This is a genomic window from Saccharomonospora piscinae (assembly GCF_005862235.1).
Taxonomy (GTDB): Bacteria; Actinomycetota; Actinomycetes; order Mycobacteriales; family Pseudonocardiaceae; genus Saccharomonospora; species Saccharomonospora piscinae.
Window position 1 is genome coordinate 579,501 of record NZ_VCEK01000003.1, and the last position, 22,168, is coordinate 601,668.

A 22,168-nucleotide genomic window follows, 5' to 3' on the forward strand; every position below is an offset into this window, starting at 1 on the left:
TGCGGACACGGCTCCCTAACCTGCGGACACGGCTCCCTAACCTGCGGACACGGCTCCCTAACCTGCGGACACGGCTCCCTAACCTGCGGACACGGCTCCCTAACCTGCGGACACGGCTCCCTAACCTGCGGACACGGCTCCCTAACCTGCGGACACGGCTCGTTCCAGTTCGGTCAGGCCGTCCTCCAGGTACGTCAGGAGGCGTTGCAGGTGGGGGACGCTGCGGCGGCAGCCCGTTATGCCCACGTCGAGGGTGTCGCCGCTGGTGGTGGTCGTGATGTTCAGCGCCAGCCCGTCGAGCAGCACCGACGCGGGATAGATGCCGTCGAGGCCCGCGCCGTTCCAGTACAGGCGGCGACGCGGCCCCGGCACGGTGGAGATCACGATGTTGAACGCGGGCCGGGTGTGCGTGACGAACCCGGGTACGGGTGAGGCCGCGAACGGTGCCACGTTCAGCGCCGACAGCAGCAGCGCCTGGGTCGGTGTGAGGTCGTGGAACAGCCGCTTGCCCTCGGCCATCGAACGCCGGATGACCGCCAGCCGCGCGGCCGGGTCGGCGAGGTGGGTGCCGAGGTCGCACAGCAGGGCGCCGATGCGGTTACCGGACGACTCGCCCGGGCTCGCCCGCCGCCGCAGCGACACGGGCACCATCGCCACCAGCGGCGTGTTCGGCAGCGCCTGGCGGTCGAGCAGGTAGGTCCGCAGCGCGGCGGAGCACATCGCGAGCAGGACGTCGTTGCGGGAGACTCCTGCCGCCGAGGCGACGGTGCCCAGCCGGTCGTGCTGCCAGGACTGCGCGGCGAACCGGCGTGCTCCGCCGACGGGCACGTTGAACATCGTCTTCGGGGCCCGCATCGGCAGGGTGAGGCGCTGCTCGCGGAACGCCTCGGTGGCCACGCGCGCGGCCAGCGGCGCCATGCCGGCCAGCTCGGTCACGGCGGTGCGGCCGAGGCGCACCAGCCTGCGCGGGTCGAACGGGGCCGCGTCACGCGCGGGCTGGGGACGGGAACGCCGAGTTCCCCACGGCGCGGGACAGTCGCGGGCGTCGGGGTCGTCGGTGAGCACGCCCTGCAGCTGCCGCAGCGCCGACACGCCGTCCATCAGCGAGTGATGGATCTTGCTGTAGAGCGCGAACCGGCCGTCGGCGAGGCCTTCCACGAGGTGGATCTCCCACAGCGGCCGGTGCCGGTCGAGCGGGGTGCTGTGCCAGCGGGAGGTCAGTTCGAGCAGTTCGCGCACCCGGCCCGGGCGGGGCAGTGCGGAGTGCCGGAAGTGGTAGTGCAGGTCGAGATCCGCGTCGGCCACCCACGACAGGTACCCGCGGGTGCTCAGCGGGGTGGCCGGGCGCAGCCGGAACACGTCGCGCGCGCTGCTGGTGTCGAGCAGGTCCTGGCGCAGGGTCCTGAGGTAGTCGGGCCCCGCGCCCGGCGGCGGCGTGAACAACTGGAGCCCGCCGACGTGCATGGGATGTTCGCGGGTCTCGAGGGCGAGGAACATCGAGTCGGTCACCGGCATCAACGTCATCAGTGCTTCGCCTTCCGCCGCGTCGCCGACGTCGTGATCACGCCGTTCCGGCGAGTGTACGGGCCTCGCGTACTACCGTCGGTGCCATGACGATCCCCACCGACCCGGAGACCGGCGAGTTCCACCGGGCTCCCAGCCACTTCGCCGCCCGCATCACGGCCGACGGCCGGGACGGATGGCCGGTCGAGCCGGGCCGGTACCGGCTCGTGGTCAGCCGCGCGTGCCCGTGGGCCAGCCGCGCGCTGATCGTGCGCAGGCTGCTCGGCCTGGAGGCCGCGCTGCCGGTGGCCGTGGCCGACCCGATCCAGGACGAGCGCAGCTGGCGCTTCACCCTCGATCCGGGCGGTCGCGACCCGGTGCTGGGTATCCGTTTCCTCGCTGAGGCGTACGCGGAGGCCGACCCGGACTACGACGGCGGCATCAGCGTGCCCGCCATCGTGGACGTACCCAGCGGAAAGCTGGTCACCAACGACTTCGACCGCATCACACTCGATCTGTCGACGGAGTGGACCGCGCTGCGTCGCGACGGCGCGCCCGAGCTGTACCCGGAGGCGTTGCGCGACGAGATCGACGCCGTCAACGCGGCCGTGTACCGCGATGTCAACGCCGCCGTGTACGAGGCGGGGTTCGCCACCAGACAGGCGGCCTACGAGGAGGCGTTCGACCGGTTGTTCGCGAGGCTGGACGCGCTGGCCGACTCGCTGGAATACCGGCGCTACCTGGTGGGGGACACGATCACGGAGGCCGACGTCAGGCTGTTCACGACGCTGGTCCGGTTCGACGCCGTCTACCACGGCCACTTCAAGTGCAACCGGAACAAGCTCGCCGAGTCGCCGGTGCTGTGGGCCTATGCGCGGGACCTGTTCCAGACGCCCGGCTTCGGCGACACCGTCGACTTCGACCACATCAAGCGGCACTACTACGAGGTCCACGAGCAGATCAACCCCACCCGGATCGTGCCGAAGGGACCCGATCTGTCGCGTTGGGCCACGCCGCACGGCAGGCAGGCGCTGGGCGGGCGGCCGTTCGGCGACGGCACCCCGCCGGGCCCACCGCCTCCCGGGGAGACCCTGCCGCCGCAGTGGTGACGAAGATCGTATATTCGCCGCGTGTCGGTGACCGGTGCGCACAGCCTCGTCAAGGCCCTGACCGAACTCGGCGTGGAGGTCGCGTTCGGTCTCCCCGGCGCGCACACGCTCCCGCTGTGGGACGCCCTCATGGGCAGCGGGATCCGGCTGATCGGGGTCCGGCACGAGCAGGCGGCGGCACACGCGGCCGACGGGTACGCGCGCACCACGGGCTCGCTGGGCGTGGCGCTGGTGGCCACCGGGCCCGGGGCGGTCAACACACTGGGCGCGCTCGGCGAGGCACGCGCCGCGGCCTCCCCGGTGCTGGTGATCGCCACGGACGTGCCGTCGGCACCGTGCGTGCCCGCGACCGTGCGGATCTCGCCGTACGAGGCCGGTGACCAGCACACCCTGTTCGCGCCGCTGTCCAAGGCCACGTTCACCGTGGGACACGCGGACGCCATCGCGGCCGTGGTGCGGGAGTCAGCCGCGGTCGCGACGCGCCCGCAGAGCGGGCCGGTCTACGTGGGAATCCCGGCGGACTTCCTCGCCGAGCCGGTGGCTGAGCCGGAGCCGGGCGGCTCCGCCCCGGCAGCGACGTCGGCCGCGCCGGTGTGTCCGGCGCCGGTGGAGGAAGAACTCGACCGGGCGCGGGCGATGCTGCTGGCCGCGCGGCGCCCGCTCGTCTGGGCGGGTGGCGGAGCACTGCGCTCGGGAGCCGGTGCGGTGCTGGGGGAACTGGCCGAACGACTCGCCGCACCCATCATCACGACGCTGGCCGCGCGCGGCCTCGTCCCGCCCGACCATCCGTGCCTGGCGTCGAATCCCGTACACACCCCCGAGGTCGGCGGGCTGTGGGACGAGGCGGACGTGGTGCTCGCCGTGGGCACCGACTTCGACGGCCTGATGACCCAGAACTGGCGGATGCCGCAGCCGCCGGAACTCATCGCGGTGAACGTCGACGCCGACGACGCGGCGAGGCACTACCCGCCCGACGTGTTACTGCTCGGCGACGCGACCGACGTCGTCACGCGGCTCTCGGACGGTGTCGAGCCGCAGGCGGGTCTGGACGAGCTGACCCGCAGGCTGGACGACATCGAGGTACGGGTGCGCCGCCGCGTCCGCCAGGAGGAACCGCACGCGGCCGAGTTCCTTTCGGCGTTGAAGGAGACGCTGCCGGACGGCGCGGTGCTGGTGCCGGACCTGTGTGTGGCCGGGTACTGGATCGGCGGGTTCCACCGCGTTTCGGGTCCTCGCCAGCTCGCGTGTCCGATGGGTGCCGGGGCGGCCGGGTTCGCGCTTCCCGCCGCGATCGGCATCGCGGCGGGCGGCACCACGCGCGCCGTCTGCGTGACGGGCGACGGTGGGTTCCTGTCCGGTTGCGCGGAGCTGGCCACCGCCGTCCAGGAATCGCTCGCGGTCACCGTGGTGATCGTGGACGACGGCGGCTACGGCATGCTCCGGTACGGCCAGGCACACTCCGGTTTCGAGCCCCACGGCGTCGACCTCGTCACGCCCGACTTCGTGGGGCTGGCGAGGTCGTTCGGCGTCGACGCCGACCGTGTCGACGGCTTCGGCAGGGCGTTCCGGCGCCGGTTGCGCGAGTTCAGCCGCTCCACCGAGCCGAACGTGCTCGCGGTCGGCGCCGAGCTGCGCCCGCCGCTCAACACCTCGCCGCGCTGGTACCGCAACCCGGCCGCCCCGTGGTAGGCAGGAGCTCGCCAGCCACGCTCGAAGGGACACGCATGACCGGAACGGCCGAACGCATCCTGCGGGAGTTCGACACCGTCGCGGTGGTCGGGCTCAGCCGCGATCCCGCCAAGGCGGCGCACTCGGTGCCCGCCGATCTGCGCCGCGCGGGGTTCCGGATCGTCCCGGTGAACCCGGTGGCCGAGCCGGGCAGCGTGCTGCTGGGGGAGCGGGTCCACCGCGATCTGGCCGAGGCCGCCGAACACACCCCCGTGCCGATCGAGGTGGTCACCGTGTTCCGGCCGTCGCCCGAGGCGGGCGGGATCGCCCGCGACGCCGCGCGGGTGGGTGTGCGGGCACTGTGGTTGCAGCAGGACATCGTCTCCGCCGAGGCACGCGCGGTGGCCGAGGAGGCCGGCCTGCTCTACGTGGAGGACGACTGCATGGCGGTGGTGCGGGCCCGGCTCGGGATCGAGAAACCAGCGGCGTGAGTCCGCTCACGTCGCTACCATGCGAGGTATGCGACACCGACATTGACTGAGCTCGCGGCGCGCTGCGGCCCGTTCGGAGCTGGTGCTTCTCCGGCGCCTCCGGGTGTGGGCGCTGCTGTCGGACACCGTGCCGTTCTACCCGCTGTACGCGCTGTTGTTCGCCGACACCGGTCTCTCGGACGCCGGGATCTCGTGGCTGTTCGTCGTCTGGTCGGTGACGAGCGTGCTCGCGGAGGTGCCCAGCGGGGTACTGGCGGACCGCTTCTCGCGCCGAGGCGCGATGGCCCTGGGCGGGCTGGCCCAGGCCGCCGGGTGCGTGTTGTGGACAGCGTGGCCGGGCGCCCTCGCGTTCGCACTGGGGTTCGTGTTGTGGGGCTGCGGCGGTGCGCTCGTGTTCGGGTCGCTGGAGGCGCTGCTGCACGACGGCCTGACGGCGGCGGGGCAGCCCGAGCGCTTCGGCCGGGTCTACGGCCAGCTCGACGCACTGCAACTCGCCGCCAACGTGCCCGCCGCCGTCGCGGCGACCACGCTGTTCGGCCTCGGCGGATTCGCGCTCGTGGGATGGGCCAGTGTCGGCGTCTGTGTGGCCTCGGCGCTCGTGGCCGCGCGGCTGCCCGAGCGCAGGCTCCCGCCGGACGGTGACGAGGCCGACGGTCCCGCGACGTATCTGGCCACGTTGCGCTCCGGTGCCGCCGAGGCGCTCCGCAACCCCGCCGTGCGGGGCGCTGTGGTGGCCGTCGCGCTGCTGTCGTCGCTGGACGCGCTGGAGGAGTACTTCGGCCTGCTCGCCCTCGACTGGGGAGTGCCGACCCAGTGGGTCCCGCTCGCGGTGGTGGGCATCCCGCTCGCCGGGGCTCTCGGCTCGGTGAGCGCGGGTCGGCTCGCCTCGTGGCGGCTGAGCACGCTGACCGGGCTCTTCGGCGCGGCCGTCGCGGTGTTCGGAGTGGCGGGACTGCTGGCGACGCCGGTGGGTCTGTTCGGTGTGGCCGTCTTCTACGCCGGGTACCGGGCGGTGCTGGTGGTCGCGAACGCCCGGGTGCAGGAGCGGGTGCGCGGCCGAGCCAGGGCCACCGTGACGTCGTTCGTCGGACTCGGCACCGAACTGGCATGCCTGCTGGTCTACGGTGCCTGGGCGGTCGGGCAGACACCCGCGTTCACCGTGCTCGCGCTGCTGGTGGCGGTGGCGTTGCCCCTCGGCCTGCGTCGGCGGCCCTCGGCCACACCCCGCGGACTCACGACCGCGGCATGACTCCGGTCACACCACGCAACCTTGTCGATTCCTGCTGTCGCATTCGATCAGTGAATGGCGACGGTGCGCATCCTGCTGGCTTCGAATCAGTGGCATTGTCCACGGTTTCGGCGGTGATTGATTACGAGCCGTCAGCTATTTCGCCACATGAACGACCCTGTCGTTCCCACTGATGTGATCGATTTGGAGATCAAATTTTCGCTCAGGGTGAACGACGTCATGGTTCGCCATCGTCGCTGGTGACGGCGCCGTAAGTCCGGGGGCTAAACCGGCGCAAGGGAAGGCAAACGCTGTTGATCTGTGTTCCTGGCCACCCATTAGTGATTTTGACAGTGACCGTTTCGTAATCTCGCACAGGCTTCGCGTTGACTGCACCTTTCCCCCGAGGTGATCGCGAGGCAGCACCCGCCGGTCGAGCCCCCCCGACAGGACCGACGGGACGTCCGCGAGAAGGAGATCCACGCACGTGGCAGACCACACGATGTTGGAGCGCGTGAAGAAGATCATCGCTCAACAGGCCCCGACCCGAAACCTCCCGACCCACGTTTCCTCGCTCGGCCGCTCCGTGCGCGACGGCGCCCGCAGCTACGCCTCGATCGGTGTGCTGGCGCTGTTCGTGGCCGGTGTCGCGAGCCCCGCCGTGATGGCGGGCACGGACGACGAAGCGGCACGGACCGTGTCGGCGCAGCCCGCCGCGGTCGCCGAGCAGCAGAACGGTTCCGGCGATTCCGCCCAGGACAACGGCAGTGACAAGCCGGCAGGGGGCGGTGCTCCCGCTCCCAGGAGCGACGACCCCGACGCCCACGAGGACCCCGCCGGCCAGGGCGGTGACTCGGCTCAGTCCGACAAGCAGCCCGAAGAGCAGCCCGCCGAGCAGCCCGCGCCCCCGCCCGCGGAGCCCGCCGCCCACGACGCCGGAGGCGGGGGCGCCCAGCCCGCCGCGCCGGCCGAGCCCGTGGACCAGCTCGACGGCTGGATCCGTTCGGCGATCGGTGTCATGCAGGACAACGGCATCCCGGTGTCCGAAGCGGACATCGGCAGCATCAGGACCGTCATCGAGAAGGAGTCCAGCGGTGACCCGCGGGCCATCAACCTGTGGGACATCAACGCCCAGCGCGGGACGCCGTCCAAGGGTCTGATGCAGACGATCGACTCGACGTTCAACGCCCACAAGCTGCCCGGCTACGAGGACGTGTACGACCCGGTGTCGAACATCATCGCCGGTACCCGGTACACCCTGAGCCGCTACGGCAGCTTCGCCGAGCACCCTGGGCTCGCCCAGATGGCGGGCGGCGGCGGCTACCGCGGCTACTGATCCCCGTCCGCGCTCGAGCGGTCGTCGCGTGTCGAGACCCGGCCGAACACCGGCCGGGTCTCGCGCGTCCGGGGGCGGCTCGGTAGCGGCGGGGTAGCTCCTGCGCTGTTTGGTGGAAAATCTCCGATTCAGCATTGACTTTGCGAGATGATCACCGTAACGATGCCGGGCGTGCGACGAACCCTGCACGACGCACCGACATCTCGCGGAGGCGCAATGCGTAGACGAATCGGATCCCTGCTCGCGGTTCTGGCGCTGTTAGTGGGCGGAGCCGTGGCGACCAGCGTGGTGGCACCCGCCACGGCCTCGGCCGACGAATGCTACAGCTGGAACCGCACGCTCCAGCGTGGCGCGAGCGGCAGCGACGTTCGCGAACTGCAGATTCGCGTGGCCGGCTGGGTCGCGTCGGGAGAGAACCTCGCTCTCGACGGCTCGTACGGTCCCGCGACCGAGGCAGCCGTCAAACGATTCCAAAGTGGATACGGTCTCGCCGCCGACGGGGTGGCGGGCCCGAACACCTTCAACAAGATCTACCAGTTGCAGGACCCGGACTGCACGCCCATCCACTTCAGTCACTCCGAGTTCAACTACAACTGCGGAGCCCGCAACTACAACGGAGGCAAGGTGGGTGCCGCCACCGCACGGGAGAACACCCGGCGCGTGATGTGGCAGCTCGAGGCGTTGCGGCACAAGCTCGGTGACCGGCCGCTGGTCGTGACCTCCGGCTTCCGCAGCGTGTCGTGCAACTCGTCGGTGGGCGGGTCGTCGACCAGCCTGCACATGTACGGCACGGCGGCGGATCTCGGCCTCGGTAGCTCGCCGACGCAGTGCCAGATGTACCACGGTGCCAAGTCCGCGGGCTTCGAGGAGATCCTCGGACAGGGCTACCCCAACCACAACGACCACGTCCACGTGGGCAACAAGTCGAGCCGCTTCTGGAGCGCGCCCAACTGCTGACACCCTGGCTGCGGACCGCAGGGCACCGCGCCCTGCGGTCCGCAGCCGCCGTGTCCGCAGGCTATGTAGCCGTGTCCGCAGTGTGCGTAGCCGTGTCCGCAGTCTGTGGACGGTGGTCCCCGGCGCCACGTCAGTCACGATCGACGTGGACCAGGAGTTGGGCGGTGAGCGCATCCGGGGTGGCGCGTGGATCGTCCATGACCTCGGGGCGTCGCAGCGCACCCGCCTCGACCAGCGCCGCCATGACGTCCCAGATCAGCTCGTGCGCCACCACCAGCAGCGCCACGCCAGGCCCGTGTTCCACGACCAGTCGCGGCGCGATGTCGGACGAACGGCCAACGACCGCGTCCCCGATCGTCTGTGCGATGCGCAGTCCATTGCTGTGTACCGGGTCGCTCGCACTCCGATGGATGATCGGGACGGTCGGCGCGCCGTCCTCGTCGACGAGGTGCCATTCGTGACCGTCCTCGGTGACCAGCTGGCCGACGGGCGTGTCGCCTCGGGCGACGGCATGGAGAGCGGCGGGCAGGGCCGGTGACCGGCCCAGCGACGTCAGGTTCCGCAGAGTCGCGTCGGTCCACACCATGGTCATTGCGGCACCGGGCTGTGCGACCTCGTTGGTGCCCGCGACACCCGTGCGGGGCGGATGCATGGCCCAGAAGGCTCCGTTCCAGAACGGGCGCTCGACGCTCAACTCGGTCGAGGGCAGCGCGCCCGCCTGCCTGAGCCGATCCCACAGGAGGCCGTCGACGACATAGCCGAACACCACACCGTAGGCGCACCGTGCCCACCCCCGGAGACTCAACGCGGCCGTGATGGCGTCGAGGTCGGTGAGGATTCTCGGCACCAGCGATTCGGCCAGCTCCGCTGTCCGCCCGCGCAGCGTGCCCATGGCTTCAGGGCCGAGTATCGGGAACGCCGTGCTGATCCGGTCGCCGTCGACCGTCACGAGACCGTAGGCACGCAGCAGTGCCAGCGCGCTGTCGGTCGGTCGAATGCCGTGCTCACAGAGTTCCGCACGGGTGGTGCCGGTCCTCGCGTAGTACAGCACCCTGCCGTTGTCGTCCATGCGGACGACCCGGTGCGGCGTGCTGCGCGCTCCGAGGCAGAAGCAGTGCAGGCCCCAGTGGGCGAGGTCATCGGGCGGATCGACGGCAACGGGGCGGGGCTGCGGCACAGGTCATCGCTCCTATCCGGGCTCGGTGGCCTGTCAGGTTAGCGACATCCGCTGCCCGCCTCGTCGGTTGCGCCGGTCGGGTGTGATTGCCACACCCATACCGCTCGTGCTGCCACACTGCTCGCCTCTCCCTCGCACGGCCCTGGTGACGTCCGGCGTGGTTGGTGAGGGACCGTGGTGGCCGAGGTGCGGCGGAGCAGCCTACGCGTGCCGCCGAGGACGATTCCCCGCGAGGACATGCCACGAAAGGGAGCGAGGCAATCAATCCGGCATGAGGGCTCGGGGTTCAGCATCTCCGCCGCGGTGGCCACGTCGGTCTCGGCCCCGGTGATCAGCGCGTACAGCGCGTACCCGATCGGGTTGGCGTCCCACAGGTGCTTCGCCTGGGCTGCCAGGCCGGAGTGGACGTGCCCGCCCGCCTGCTCGTAGGCTCTGGCCGGTCGCGTCGGAGGCCATCACGACGCGGTAGTCCAGGCCCGCCTCGTTCACGGTGGCGCCTCGCGCGGACAGGTGCGGGCCGTGGGTGGCGGCCAGAGCGATGGCGTCCTCGATCGTGCTGATGGGACCACGCTCTCACCTGCGCCTGCAGCACTTCCAGGCTATTTTCACCCTGCTGAGAGCGGCGGATTCGGACCGGCAGCGACCGATGCAAAAAACCGCCCCTGACCGAGTTCCTGCTGGTCAGGGGCGGTTTTTCGGGGCGCCCTCGGCAGGATTCGAACCTGCGACACCTGCCTCCGGAGGGCAGTGCTCTATCCACTGAGCTACGAGGGCCCATCGCGTGTGCGACGAGAGAAGCTTAGCGCATACCCCCGGGCGGGTGTGCCGGTGGGTGCTTTCCGTCGCGGTGGGTTTGGCCCGTCGGGGGCGTGGGGAAGCATCGACGGCGGTCCGTGCCGGGTTAGTTGCGCCTCACCGCTGTTGCAATCATGCGCATGTCTTTATATGTTCGGCGTTGAGGTCGAAGGAGGCGAGGGATGGGCCACGGACACGGCCACGGGCACCTGCCGCAGACGGGCAGCGCATCCGGCCGCTACGTCGCGAGCCTGGCCGCCGCCCTCGCCATCGGCGCCGTCGTCATGGTCGTCCAGTTCGCCGTCGGGTTCGCGACCTCGTCGCTGGCCCTGATCTCCGACGCGGCCCACATGGTCACCGACGTGCTGGGCATCGGCATGGCGCTGGTCGCGGTCCAGCTCGCCCGGCGCAGCGGACCGACGTTCAGCCGCACGTTCGGGATGTATCGCGCCGAGGTCCTGGCTCCGCTCGCCAACGCCGTGCTGCTGTTCGGCGTGGCGGGCTACGTCTGTTACGAGGCGATCGGCCGCATCGCCGATCCGCCCGAGGTGCCCGGGCTGCCCGTGCTGCTGGTGGCGACGGTGGGCCTGGCCGCGAACGTGGTGGCCTTCCTGCTGCTGCGTCGTGGTGCCGACGAGAGCCTCAACGTGCGGGGCGCCTATCTGGAGGTGCTCGCCGACCTCATCGGATCCGTCGGTGTGCTGCTCAGTGCGGTCATCACGCTGACGACCGGCTGGCGCTACGCCGACCCGCTGGTCGGTGTCGCCATCGGTCTGTGGGTGCTGCCCCGCACCGTGGTGCTCGCGCGCCGCGCGCTGCGCATCCTGTTCCAGCACGCCCCCGCGGGTCTCGACGTCGCCGAGATCGACACTGCCCTGCGGGCACTGCCGGGGGTCGAGGACGTACACGACCTGCACGTGTGGACCCTCACCTCCGGCATGGAGGTGGCCTCGGCGCACCTCACGGTCGGCGCGGAGGCCGACACGGCCGGGGTGCTGGCCTCGGCGCAACGGCTGCTCTCCACCGACTATGCCATCGACCACGCCACACTCCAGGTGGAACCCACCGAGTCCGCCCACCGCTGTGCCCAGCTGACCTGGTGAGCCGGTCAGGGGAACGGCAGTGGCTGCCCACCGCGTTCGGCGAGCATGTTCCGCATGAGGTCCATCTCCGCGCCCTGCGACACGAGCATGCTGTTCGCGAGAGTGCGTACCGCGGACACCGATGCGTGATCGTGGCCGTACTGGGCCATGTCGGTGCCGCCCTGGTGGTGGCGCAACATCAGCTGCAGGAAGTAGACGTCCAGCTCCTCGCCCGACAGTGAGCGCATCCTCGCGAGTTCCTCGTCGGTGGCCATCCCCGGCATCGCCACGTCGTCGGCCGAGGACTGCGGCGTGCCCGAACCGGAATGGCCGTGGCCTTCCGGCCCCGACATCCACTCCATCGGTTCACCGAGCTGGTCCTCCGGCTTGCCCCACAGCATGAGCCAGCCCTTCATCCGCCCTACCTGTTCCAGCTGCACGCTCGAGATGTCGAACGCGAGCTGCCGGATGGCGGGATCCTCGCTGTGGTCGCGAGCCCAGTTCGCCATGGTGACTGCCTGGAGGTGGTGCCGGGACATGTCCTGGGCGAAGCCCACGTCGACGGCGTTGAACGTCGGCGCGCTCCGCGGTTCCTCGCCCCGGTGCTGCCCGATCAGCAGGCCGACCGTGGCGCCGAGCAGCAGCACCGCCAGTGCGGCGGCGCCGAAGATCACCGCGCGGGACCACGTCGGCGTGCCGCGCTCCGTGCCGTCGTTCTCGCGGGTGTCTTCGCGCGCCGCCATCGCTCAGCCTTCGGCCGGAGAGGACGGAAGACCGCCGGGCTGGCCGCCCATGTTGTCCTGGTTCGTCCCTTCGGTGCCCTGGTAGTCCATGGGCTTGGCGTCGGGGCCGGGCGGCTCCGGGTTGAACGCGGGCGGGTTGTCCGGGTCGAACTGCCCCGGTCCCAGCGCATCGCACGACGCCCCGACCTCGGGATAGGTGTTCGGGTTACGCCGCAGCGCCGCGATGAACTGGTCGATGCGCTCGTCCTCGGCGCTGTCGACCGTCAGCTGGTGACCCCAGGACTGCAGGGAGATGGGTGTCTCCAGCCCGGGGAAGGGCGACATCATCATGAACGGTTCGCCGTCGACCCTGAGCTTGAGCTGTTCCAGCGCCTCACCGGTCACCTGGTCGGGGTTGTAGGCGACCCACACGGCGCCGTGTTCGAGCGAGTGGACCATGTTCTCGCTGCGGACGGCCTCGGGGTAGACGATTCCCGTGCATGCCGCCCAGAAGCCGTCGTGCGGTCCCCCGAACGGTGGATTCTGGTCGTAGGCGACGCGCTCGTTCGGCAACACGTGCGCCCCGGCCTCGTACTCCTCGGTGACGACGCCGTCGATCTTGGTCGAGGGGTCGGGGTTCTGCTCACTGGGAGCGAAGCTGGCCGCCGCTTCCTCGCGTTCCCGCTGGGCCCGCTGGTCACCGGAGGCCACGTAGTAGTAACCGAACACGCCGGCCGCCAGGAGGACGATGCCCACGACCGCGGCGATCGTGCCCCACGGAACCTGCTTCTTGGCGACCACCGATCCGCGTGCGGCCGCGACGGCGCTCTGCTTCCCGGCGCCCTTCTTCTGCTTTCCGTTGGCCATGACTCCTGTCGATTCGTCCGGCGACGGTTACCCGCTCTGAAGTGTAGTGATACTACCGGCGACCGGTGTCAACCGAAGACCTCGCCGGACTTACACTCGCCACGTGACTCCCGCCGCTCTTGCCGATCTTGTTCGCACGTCAGCCGCCAGGGTCTTCGACGACCGTGGGCTCGACCACGGCATCCTGCCCGAACAGGTCACGGTGGAGCGACCCCGCAACCCGGAACACGGCGACTACGCCACCAATCTCGCACTTCAGGTCGCCAAGAAGGCCGGACTGGCGCCGCGCGAGTTCGCCCAGGCGCTCGCCGATGTGATCTCTGCCTCACCCGGGGTCGAGTCGGCCGAGATCGCCGGTCCCGGCTTCCTCAACCTTCGCCTTGCCGCCGACGCGCAGGGCGAGATCGTGCGCCAGGTGCTCGGCGCGGGTGACGGCTACGGTCGTGGCGACACGCTCACGGGCCGCGCCATCAACCTGGAGTTCGTGTCGGCCAACCCGACCGGCCCCATCCACCTCGGCGGCACGCGCTGGGCCGCGGTGGGTGACGCGCTCGGCAGGCTGCTGGAGGCGCAGGGCGCCGCGGTGACCCGCGAGTACTACTTCAACGACGCCGGTGCCCAGATCGATCGGTTCGTGCGCTCGCTGATCGCGGCCGCCCAGGGCGAACCGGCGCCCGAGGACGGGTACGCGGGCACGTACGTGGACGACATCGCCGCGCAGGTGCTGCGTGCCGAACCCACCGCGCTGTCGCTGCCGGAGGCCGAGCGCGACGAGACCTTCCGCCGGGTCGGTGTGGGGCTGATGTTCGCCGAGATCAAGAAGAGTCTCCACGAGTTCGGCACCGACTTCGACGTCTACTTCCACGAGGACTCGCTGCACGGTTCGGGTGCCGTGTCGGAGGTCGTGGCGGAGCTGAAGTCCAACGAGAGCCTGTACTTCGCCGACGAGGCGTGGTGGCTGCGCTCGACCGAGCACGGCGACGACAAGGACCGGGTCGTCATCAAGTCCGACGGCGCGCCCGCCTACATCGCCGGGGACCTCGCCTACCTCCGAGACAAGATCAATCGTGGCTTCGACCTGTGTATCTACATGCTCGGCGCCGATCACCACGGTTACGTCGCCAGGTTGAAGGCCGCCGCGGCGGCGATGGGGCACAGCCCGGACGTCGTCGAGGTGCTGATCGGGCAGATGGTGAACCTCGTCAGCGGTGGCAAGCCGGTGCGCATGAGCAAGCGCGCCGGCACGGTCGTCACGCTGGAGGACCTGGTGGAGGCGGTCGGGGTCGACGCAGCCCGCTACGAGCTCTCGCGCTACTCCGTCGATTCCACACTGGACGTCGATCTCGACCTGCTGCGCAAGCACACCAACGAGAACCCGGTGTTCTACGTCCAGTACGCGCACGCCCGGCTGTCGTCCATCCAGCGCAACGCGGCCGAGCTGGGTCTCGTGCTGCGGCCCGACGCGGACGTCAGCCTGCTGACCCATCCGAGGGAGGGCGACCTGATCAGGACGATCGGGGAGTTCCCCTCGGTACTCACGAAGGCGGCCGAGCTGCGGGAACCGCACCGCGTCGCCCGCTACCTGGAATCGCTGGCGTCGGCTTACCACAAGTTCTACGACGTCGCGCGTGTTCTGCCGCAGGGTGACGAGGAGGCGACCCCGCTCACGTACGCCCGGCTGGCGCTCTGCGAGGCCGCCCGGCAGGTCCTCGCCAACGGGCTGTCCCTGCTCGGAGTGTCCGCACCGGAGCGGATGTGACGGCGGGGCCTCCCGGCGCCTCGTCGGCGTAGCGTCGAGGGCGTGGCCAACCGCAAAGCCCCGGGCGGCGCGCAGGCGCCGCACGGGTTCGCCGCAGGAGGAACGTAGTCATGTGCGCACACCCCGCGGGGCCCCGTCATGCGGAGGTTTACCCGCACGTGGACCAGGCGGGCTTTCCACCGTCCACTTCGGATGAGCTGGATCGGCTCTACCCGAAGGTCTGGCCACGCAACACCTACCGCGCCCCCGACGGCGTCGTCCGGATCGCGGGTGTGGACGTGCGGGAACTCGCCCGGACCTACGGCACACCGCTGTTCGTCATCGACGAGGTCGACTTCAAGGCCCGGTGCGCCGAGTACGCCGAGGCGTTCGAGGACCCGGCACTGGTCCACTACGCGGGCAAGGCGTTTCTCAGCACCGAGGTCGCGCGGTGGGTCGCGGCCCAGGGGCTCAGCCTGGACGTGTGCAGCGGCGGCGAGCTGGCCGTGGCGCAGCGCGCGCAGTTCCCCCCGGAGCGCATCACGTTCCACGGCAACAACAAGTCGCTGCCCGAGCTGGAGGAGGCCGTCGAGGCGGGAGTCGGCACGGTGGTGCTCGACTCGTTCCACGAGATCGCCCGGCTGGCCGAGATCGCCGAGCGGCACGGCGTCGTCCAGGCCGTGCTCGTCAGGGTGACGGTGGGGGTGGAGGCGCACACCCACGAGTTCATCGCTACCGCGCACGAGGACCAGAAGTTCGGGTTCTCGCTGGCCGCGGGCGATGCGGCGGAGGCCGTGCGCCGCGTGCTGAACAGCCCGTCGCTGCGGCTCGTCGGGCTGCACAGCCACATCGGCTCCCAGATCTTCGACACCGACGGGTTCGAGGTCGCCGCGCGCCGGGTGATCGGCCTGCTCGCCGACCTCCGTAAGGAGCACGGTCCCGAGCTGCTCGATCAGCTGTCCGTCGTGGATCTCGGTGGTGGCTTCGGTATCTCGTACACCGACCGGGACAACCCGCCGCCGCCCGCGCAGATGGTCACCCAGATCAGGGAGATCGTGCGGAAGGAGTGTTCGTTCGCCGACCTGCCGGTGCCCCGCATCGCGGGTGAGCCGGGCCGGGCCATCGCGGGCCCCGGCACGGTGACGCTCTACGAGGTGGGCACCACGAAGGACGTCGCGCTGGGCGAGGACACGGCGCGACGCTACGTGAGCGTGGACGGCGGGATGAGCGACAACCTCCGCACCGCGCTGTACGACGCGGCCTACGACTGCCGCCTGGTGTCGCGCGCCAGTGACGACGGTCAGCCTGGCGAGGTGAGTGCGGTGCTGTCCCGCGTCGTGGGAAAGCACTGTGAGTCAGGTGACATCGTGGTCCGCGACTGCTGGTTGCCCGACACCCTGGCGCCGGGGGACCTGCTCGCCGTCGCGGCGACAGGTGCCTACTGCTATTCCATGGCGAGCAACTACAACAGGCAGCCGAGGCCCGCGGTGGTCGCGGTGCGCAACGGGAACCACCGGCTGCTGCTGAGGCGGGAGACGAACGAGGACATGTTCCGACTGGAGGTGTCGTGAGCGACGATCGTGGGAGCGCTCGCGGGCACCGACCGGGTGCGGGTGTCCCGCAGGATGCTGGAGGTGTCGTGAGCGACGATCGTGTCCCGCAAGATGCTGGAGGTGTCGTGAGCGAGGATCGCCAGGCTCCTGTCCGCGTCGCGCTGCTGGGCTGCGGCACGGTCGGGAGCGAGGTCGTCCGCATGCTGCTGGCCGACGCCGACGAGCTGGCGGCCAGGGTCGGGGCTCCGGTCGAGATCGCGGGGATCGCGGTGCGCAGGCCGGACAAGCATCCCGAGCTGCCGCAGGAACTGCTGACGGCCGACGCGGGCGAGCTCGTCGAGTCGGATGTGGACGTCGTGGTGGAGCTGATCGGCGGCATCGACCCGGTGCGCGGCTGGCTGCTGACGGCGCTGCGCAGGGGCACGTCCGTGGTGACGGGGAACAAGGCGTTGCTCGCCGAATGCGGCGCCGAACTCGCGGAGGCCGCGAGCGCGTCGGGTGCCGACCTGTACTACGAGGCCGCCGTGGCCGGGGCGATCCCGCTGGTGCGGCCCCTGCGGGAGTCGCTGGCCGGTGACCGCATCACGCGCGTGATGGGCATCGTCAACGGCACCACGAACTTCATCCTCTCCGCGATGGACTCCACCGGTGCGAGCTATGCCGAGACACTGGACGAGGCGACCCGGCTGGGCTACGCGGAGGCCGATCCGAGTGCGGACGTGGACGGCTACGACGCGGCGTCGAAGGCCGCGATCCTCGCGTCGCTGGCGTTCCACACGAGGGTGACGGCGGGGGACGTGTACCGCGAGGGCATCGCGGGCATCAACTCCTCGGACATCGCCGCGGCCCGGCGGCTGGACCGCACGGTGAAGCTGCTGGCGATCTGCGAGCGGGTGGCCGCCGAGGACGGCACCGAGTCGGTGTCGGCGCGTGTGCATCCGGTGATGATCCCCAAGTCGCACCAGCTGGCCGGTGTGGGCGGCGCGTTCAACGCGGTGTACGTGGAGGCGGAGGCCGCGGGTGAGCTGATGTTCTACGGCCAGGGCGCCGGGGGCGCGCCGACGGCGAGCGCGGTCCTGGGCGACCTGGTCGCCGCGTCTCGCAACCGGGTGGCCGGCGGACGGGGCCCGCGCGAATCGGCGCACGCGGACCTGCCGGTGCGGCCGATGGGGCAGACCCCGACGCGCTACCACATCAGCCTCGACGTGGCCGACGAGCCGGGCGTGCTGGCGCAGATCGCGCAGGTGTTCTCGGTTCACGGCGTGAGCATCGCGGCCGTGCGGCAGCGCGACAAGCATTCGACCGCCAGCCTGGTGGTGGTGACCCACCTCGCGGCGGACGCGGCGCTGGAGGCCACCGTCAGCGAGATCAGCAAGCTCGACGTGGTGCGCGAAGTGGTGAGTGTGATGCGGGTGGAAGGCGAGGACTCGTGAGCACGGGCGTGCGGCCGGGCTGGCCGGGGATCATCAAGGCGTATCCGTCGCGCATTCCCGTTCCGGAGGGCGCCGAGATCGTCACGCTCGGGGAGGGCAACACGCCGCTGCTGCCCGCTCCGCACCTGTCGGAGCTCACGGGGTGCGACGTCTACCTGAAGGTGGAGGGCGCCAATCCGACGGGCTCGTTCAAGGACCGCGGCATGACGGTGGCGATCACGCACGCGAAGGCGAGCGGGCTGAAGGCCGTCATCTGCGCGTCCACCGGCAACACGTCGGCGTCGGCCTCGGCCTACGCGGCGCGCGCCGGCCTGACCACGGCCGTGCTGGTGCCCCAGGGCAAGATCGCGCTGGGCAAGATGGCGCAGGCCGTGTTGCACGGTGCGCGCATCCTGCAGATCGACGGCAACTTCGACGACTGCCTCGAACTCGCGCGCAAGACGGCAGCCGACTACCCGGTGACGCTGGTCAACTCGGTGAATCCCGTCCGGTTGGTGGGGCAGAAGAGCGCGGCGTGGGAGATCTGCGACGTGCTCGGTGGCGCCCCGGACGTGCACTGCCTGCCGGTGGGCAACGCGGGCAACATCACCGCCTACTGGGCGGGCTACACGGAGTACGCCGCCGACCGGGTCGTCGACACCGTGCCCCGCATGTTCGGCTTCCAGGCTTCGGGGGCCGCGCCGCTGGTGAGCGGCGAACCCGTGGCCGATCCGGAGACGGTGGCGACCGCGATCCGGGTGGGCAGCCCGGCCTCGTGGGAGCCCGCCGTGAAGGCGCGGACGGCGAGCGGTGGCCTGTTCGAGGCGGTGACCGACGAGCGCATTCTCGACGCCTACCGGCTGTTGGCCCGGCGTGAGGGGGTGTTCGTGGAACCGGCCTCGGCGACGAGCGTGGCGGGGCTGCTGCTGACGGCGGCCGACGGCAGGCTGCCGAGGTCGTCGACCGTGGTGTGCACCGTCACCGGGCACGGGCTCAAGGACCCCGCCACGGCGCTGGAGGGCAATGTCGAGGTCGAACCGCTGACCGTCGATCCCCGTGCCGTGGCGTCGGCGCTGGACCTATCGTAGGTGGTGGCCGGATGAGCACGGGCGCGCGGTACACGATCACCGTCCCCGCCTCGACGGCGAACCTCGGGCCGGGGTTCGACGCTTTCGGCATGGCGCTGGGGCGCCACGACGTCGTCGAGGTGACCGTGACCGGGTCCGGGCTGCGGGTCGAGGCGCTGGACGCGGGCGCGGGTGACATGTCGGCGGTGCCCACCGACGAGTCGCACCTGGTGGTGCGCGCGTTGCGGCGCACCTGCGCCGACCTCGGCGTTGCGGTGCCGGGGGTCGCGCTGCGCTGCCACAACGCGATCCCGCACGCGCGGGGGCTGGGGTCCTCGGCGGCGGCGGTGGTGGCCGGTGTCGCGGCGGGCTATGCCCTGGCAGGCAAGGAGATCGACGATCGCGCGCTGCAACTCGCGGCGGAGTTCGAGGGGCACGCCGACAACGCCGCCGCGAGCCTGTACGGCGGGTTCGTGGTGGCGTGGTGTGCGGGCGGCACCTTCCACGCGGAGCGGGTGAGCCCGCATCCGGGCCTGCGGCCGGTCGTGGCGGTGCCGAGCGAGCAGTCGGCGACGCAGCGGACGCGGGGACTGCTGCCGGAACTGGTCCCGCACGCCGATGCGGCGTTCGCGGTCGGCCGCGCCGCGCTGGCGGTCCGGGCGATCACCGAGCGGCCGGAGTTGCTGTTCGCCGCGACGGAGGACCGGTTGCACCAGGACTACCGCGAGCCCGCGTTTCCCGCGTCCGTACGGCTACTGCGGTCGTTGCGGTCGTGCGGGGTGGCCGCCGTGATCTCGGGTGCCGGGCCCACGGTGCTGGCGTTGACCACCACGGGAATACTCCCGCCCGAGGTGGACGTTACGGGATTCGAGGTCATCGAACTGCCCGTCGATCCGGCGGGTGTCCGGGTCCGCCCCACGGGCCCACCCGACGACGCCGGGGACCGCGCACTCTCATGATCGAGAACGGGCGCGCGGGGCGGGGGTGGTTGTTGCACCGCGTGCCCCGGCCGTCTACCCTCGGAGGCGTTCGGTCACCGTGCGGTTTCCGCACCCGGTGCCGGTTCCGGAGTTGTTTCGGATCGGATCTCTTCCGTTCGTTCCAGACGGGGTTCGGGTAAATACGGTGATCGACTGATCCCGTGACGGCGGTTCTCGCTGTTTCTTCATCTTCGGCGACGAACCGGGCCGCACAGGGGCCCCAGTACGCCGTCTCGCAATTCGGAGCGGGCGGTGGTCCGCTGGTCCATGCGTGGAGCGTGGGCCGGTCAGGAAGGACATGTGTGAGCAACACCGATCTGTTGAGCGGCGACGCGGAAACCCAGGCTGCTTCGTCCGACCAGGGGGAGCAGGCGCCGCCATCGAACGGCGCGGCCGCGGCCCCCAAGCGTAAGCCCGGAGGACTCTCGGGCATGGTGATCGCCGAACTGCGTGCGCTCGCCACCGAGCTGGGCATCGGCGACACCACGGGAATGCGTAAGGGCGATCTCATCGCTGCGATTCGTGAACGCCAGGGCAAGACCAAGCGCGGCAAGCCGTCCGCCGAGGAAGCGAAGGCCGAAGGCCACGACTCCCCGGCTGCGGCGGAGCCGACCCTGCCCGGAGTGGGCGGTGGTGACGCGACGACGTCCGCGCGCCCGTCCGAGGCCGGACAGCCTGGGGGCACGTCCGAGCAGCCCGGCCAGCAGGCCAGGGAATCCCGCGAGGCGAACCGGGAAGGCAAGCCCGCCGACGCCCAGCAGGGCGAGGGCGGCAACCGGCCCAGCAGGCGCCGCCGTGGTTCCGGCCGGGGCGGTTCGGGTGCCGACCAGGGCGCGGCGCAGCGGTCCGACGACGAGTCGAACCAGCGCGACGGCGGCCGTGACGGCAACCGCGACGGCGGCAGGGACACCGGTCGCGACGACGCCAAGGACGGCAAGCCGGACCGGCAGGGCAACCAGCAACGCGGTCAGGGCAACGCGGGCGGTGGCCAGAGCAACCAGGGTGGCCGCGGCGGCCAGGGCAACCAGGGAAACCAGGGTGGCCAGGACGGTCAGGACGATGACGAGCGTGGTGGCCGCAGGAGCCGCCGGTTCCGGGACCGCAGGCGCCGGGGACGCGGTGAGGGCGGCGGCGGTACCGAGACCGAGATCCGCGAGGACGACGTTCTCCTTCCGGTCGCGGGCATCCTCGACGTGCTGGAGAACTACGCGTTCGTCCGGACCTCGGGTTACCTGTCGGGTCCGAACGACGTGTACGTGTCGCTGTCGCTGGTGCGCAAGTACGGCCTGCGGCGTGGCGACGCCATCACCGGCGTGGTGAAGCAGCCGCGTGAGGGCGAGCAGCAGCGGCAGAAGTTCAACCCGCTCGTGCGCGTGGACTCGGTCAACGGCCTGGAGGCCGAGGTCGCCAAGAAGCGCCCCGAGTTCCACAAGCTGACGCCGCTCTACCCCAACGAGCGGTTGCGGTTGGAGACGGCGCCGAACAAGCTCACCACCCGGGTCATCGACCTGGTGATGCCGGTGGGCAAGGGACAGCGCGCGTTGATCGTGTCGCCGCCGAAGGCGGGTAAGACGACGATCATGCAGGACATCGCGAACGCGATCACCACCAACAACCCGGAGTGCCACCTGATGGTGGTGCTGGTGGACGAGCGGCCCGAAGAGGTCACCGACATGCAGCGATCGGTGAAGGGCGAGGTCATCGCCTCGACCTTCGACCGTCCGCCGTCGGACCACACCTCGGTGGCGGAGCTGTCCATCGAGCGGGCCAAGCGGCTCGTCGAGATGGGCCACGACGTCGTGGTGCTGCTGGACTCGATCACCCGGCTGGGCCGGGCCTACAACCTGGCCGCCCCGGCGTCGGGACGCATCCTGTCCGGTGGTGTCGACTCGACCGCGCTGTTCCCGCCGAAGCGGTTCCTCGGCGCCGCCCGCAACATCGAGGGCGGCGGCTCGCTCACCATCTTCGCCACGGCGATGGTGGAGACGGGCTCCACGGGTGACACCGTGATCTTCGAGGAGTTCAAGGGCACGGGCAACGCGGAGCTCAAGCTCGACCGCAAGATCGCGGAACGGCGCGTGTTCCCCGCCGTGGACGTCAACCCGTCGGGCACCCGCAAGGAGGAGCTGCTGCTCTCGCCCGACGAGCTGTCGGTGACCCACAAGCTGCACCGGGTCCTGCACGCGCTGGACTCGCAGCAGGCCATCGACCTGTTGCTCGACCGGCTGCGCAAGACGAAGACCAACATCGAGTTCCTGATGCAGGTCTCCAAGACCGCACCGGGCTCGGACGACGACTGACCGCCGTTCCGGAACGGGGCCCGTCCCTGGGCGCGCTGCGCCTTGTGGGCGGGCCCCGTGCCGCGTGACCGGGGTCGCCAGGTCGCTCGGGCTGAGCACGGTCGGCGGCATCGGGGGCACAGCGCTCGCGAAGCAGGCGGGAATACGCGCTCTGCCGGGTGCGTTGCGAGTGACGCCGGGGAT

The 22,168-nt window shown here is 70.8% G+C and carries 17 protein-coding genes and 1 tRNA gene; 13 read left to right on the forward strand and 5 right to left on the reverse strand.

The window, feature by feature from the left end; translation table 11 throughout:
* Positions 1-141: 141 nt before the first annotated feature.
* Positions 142-1,524: a WS/DGAT/MGAT family O-acyltransferase gene (locus FFT09_RS13825; RefSeq protein WP_138382940.1), complete on the reverse strand. Its 1,383-nt coding sequence runs from the start codon at positions 1,522-1,524 to the stop codon at positions 142-144.
* A gap of 86 nt (positions 1,525-1,610) precedes the next feature.
* On the opposite strand from FFT09_RS13825, the gene FFT09_RS13830 reads away from it, so the two are divergent.
* The 6 genes from FFT09_RS13830 (at position 1,611) to FFT09_RS13855 (ending at position 8,292) form a co-directional block, all read left to right on the forward strand.
* The gene (locus FFT09_RS13830) at positions 1,611-2,612 is read left to right on the forward strand and encodes a glutathione S-transferase family protein (protein WP_138382941.1); all 1,002 of its coding nucleotides are present in this window, start codon (positions 1,611-1,613) and stop codon (positions 2,610-2,612) included.
* A 21-nt stretch (positions 2,613-2,633) separates the two neighbouring features.
* The gene (locus FFT09_RS13835; RefSeq protein WP_138382942.1) at positions 2,634-4,301 is read left to right on the forward strand and encodes a thiamine pyrophosphate-binding protein; all 1,668 of its coding nucleotides are present in this window, start codon (positions 2,634-2,636) and stop codon (positions 4,299-4,301) included.
* A 35-nt stretch (positions 4,302-4,336) separates the two neighbouring features.
* Positions 4,337-4,771, forward strand: a complete 435-nt coding sequence (locus tag FFT09_RS13840; protein WP_138382943.1) for a CoA-binding protein — start codon at positions 4,337-4,339, stop codon at positions 4,769-4,771.
* An 82-nt stretch (positions 4,772-4,853) separates the two neighbouring features.
* A complete protein-coding gene (locus FFT09_RS13845) occupies positions 4,854-6,020 on the forward strand; it encodes an MFS transporter (protein ID WP_244231356.1) in 1,167 nt (388 codons plus the stop codon).
* Positions 6,021-6,486: 466 nt separating this feature from the next.
* The gene (locus FFT09_RS13850; protein WP_081191392.1) at positions 6,487-7,335 is read left to right on the forward strand and encodes a transglycosylase SLT domain-containing protein; all 849 of its coding nucleotides are present in this window, start codon (positions 6,487-6,489) and stop codon (positions 7,333-7,335) included.
* Positions 7,336-7,551: 216 nt separating this feature from the next.
* Positions 7,552-8,292: a M15 family metallopeptidase gene (locus tag FFT09_RS13855; protein WP_024874770.1), complete on the forward strand. Its 741-nt coding sequence runs from the start codon at positions 7,552-7,554 to the stop codon at positions 8,290-8,292.
* A 130-nt stretch (positions 8,293-8,422) separates the two neighbouring features.
* Here FFT09_RS13855 and FFT09_RS13860 read toward each other — a convergent pair whose 3' ends face one another.
* Positions 8,423-9,469 carry a hypothetical protein gene (locus tag FFT09_RS13860; protein ID WP_081191391.1) on the reverse strand — a complete coding sequence of 349 codons (1,047 nt, stop codon included), beginning with the start codon at positions 9,467-9,469 and terminating at the stop codon, positions 8,423-8,425.
* 701 nt (positions 9,470-10,170) lie between these two features.
* Positions 10,171-10,243, reverse strand: a tRNA-Arg gene (locus tag FFT09_RS13870).
* 203 nt (positions 10,244-10,446) lie between these two features.
* Here FFT09_RS13870 and FFT09_RS13875 point away from each other — a divergent pair.
* The gene (locus FFT09_RS13875; protein ID WP_081191390.1) at positions 10,447-11,367 is read left to right on the forward strand and encodes a cation diffusion facilitator family transporter; all 921 of its coding nucleotides are present in this window, start codon (positions 10,447-10,449) and stop codon (positions 11,365-11,367) included.
* 5 nt (positions 11,368-11,372) lie between these two features.
* Here FFT09_RS13875 and FFT09_RS13880 read toward each other — a convergent pair whose 3' ends face one another.
* Entirely contained in the window at positions 11,373-12,089 is a 717-nt protein-coding gene (locus FFT09_RS13880) for a DUF305 domain-containing protein (protein WP_024874763.1), read from the reverse strand.
* A gap of 3 nt (positions 12,090-12,092) precedes the next feature.
* A complete protein-coding gene (locus FFT09_RS13885; RefSeq protein ID WP_024874762.1) occupies positions 12,093-12,935 on the reverse strand; it encodes a DUF3105 domain-containing protein in 843 nt (280 codons plus the stop codon).
* A 103-nt stretch (positions 12,936-13,038) separates the two neighbouring features.
* Here FFT09_RS13885 and argS point away from each other — a divergent pair, with 103 nt between their 5' ends.
* From argS to rho, 6 genes are all read left to right on the forward strand, one after another.
* Positions 13,039-14,694, forward strand: coding sequence for an arginine--tRNA ligase (gene argS / locus FFT09_RS13890; RefSeq protein ID WP_081191389.1), 1,656 nt, complete (start codon positions 13,039-13,041; stop codon positions 14,692-14,694).
* A 110-nt stretch (positions 14,695-14,804) separates the two neighbouring features.
* On the forward strand, positions 14,805-16,244 hold the full coding sequence (gene lysA, locus FFT09_RS13895; protein ID WP_138382944.1) for a diaminopimelate decarboxylase: 1,440 nt from the start codon (positions 14,805-14,807) through the stop codon (positions 16,242-16,244).
* 107 nt (positions 16,245-16,351) lie between these two features.
* Positions 16,352-17,659, forward strand: coding sequence for a homoserine dehydrogenase (locus tag FFT09_RS13900; protein WP_024874759.1), 1,308 nt, complete (start codon positions 16,352-16,354; stop codon positions 17,657-17,659).
* Positions 17,656-18,726, forward strand: a complete 1,071-nt coding sequence (thrC, locus tag FFT09_RS13905; protein ID WP_024874758.1) for a threonine synthase — start codon at positions 17,656-17,658, stop codon at positions 18,724-18,726. The genes FFT09_RS13900 and thrC overlap by 4 nt, the downstream gene beginning before the upstream one ends.
* 11 nt (positions 18,727-18,737) lie before the next feature.
* Entirely contained in the window at positions 18,738-19,664 is a 927-nt protein-coding gene (gene thrB / locus FFT09_RS13910; RefSeq protein WP_138382945.1) for a homoserine kinase, read from the forward strand.
* A 323-nt stretch (positions 19,665-19,987) separates the two neighbouring features.
* The gene (gene rho, locus FFT09_RS13915; protein WP_138382946.1) at positions 19,988-21,985 is read left to right on the forward strand and encodes a transcription termination factor Rho; all 1,998 of its coding nucleotides are present in this window, start codon (positions 19,988-19,990) and stop codon (positions 21,983-21,985) included.
* The last annotated feature ends 183 nt before the right edge of the window (positions 21,986-22,168 follow it).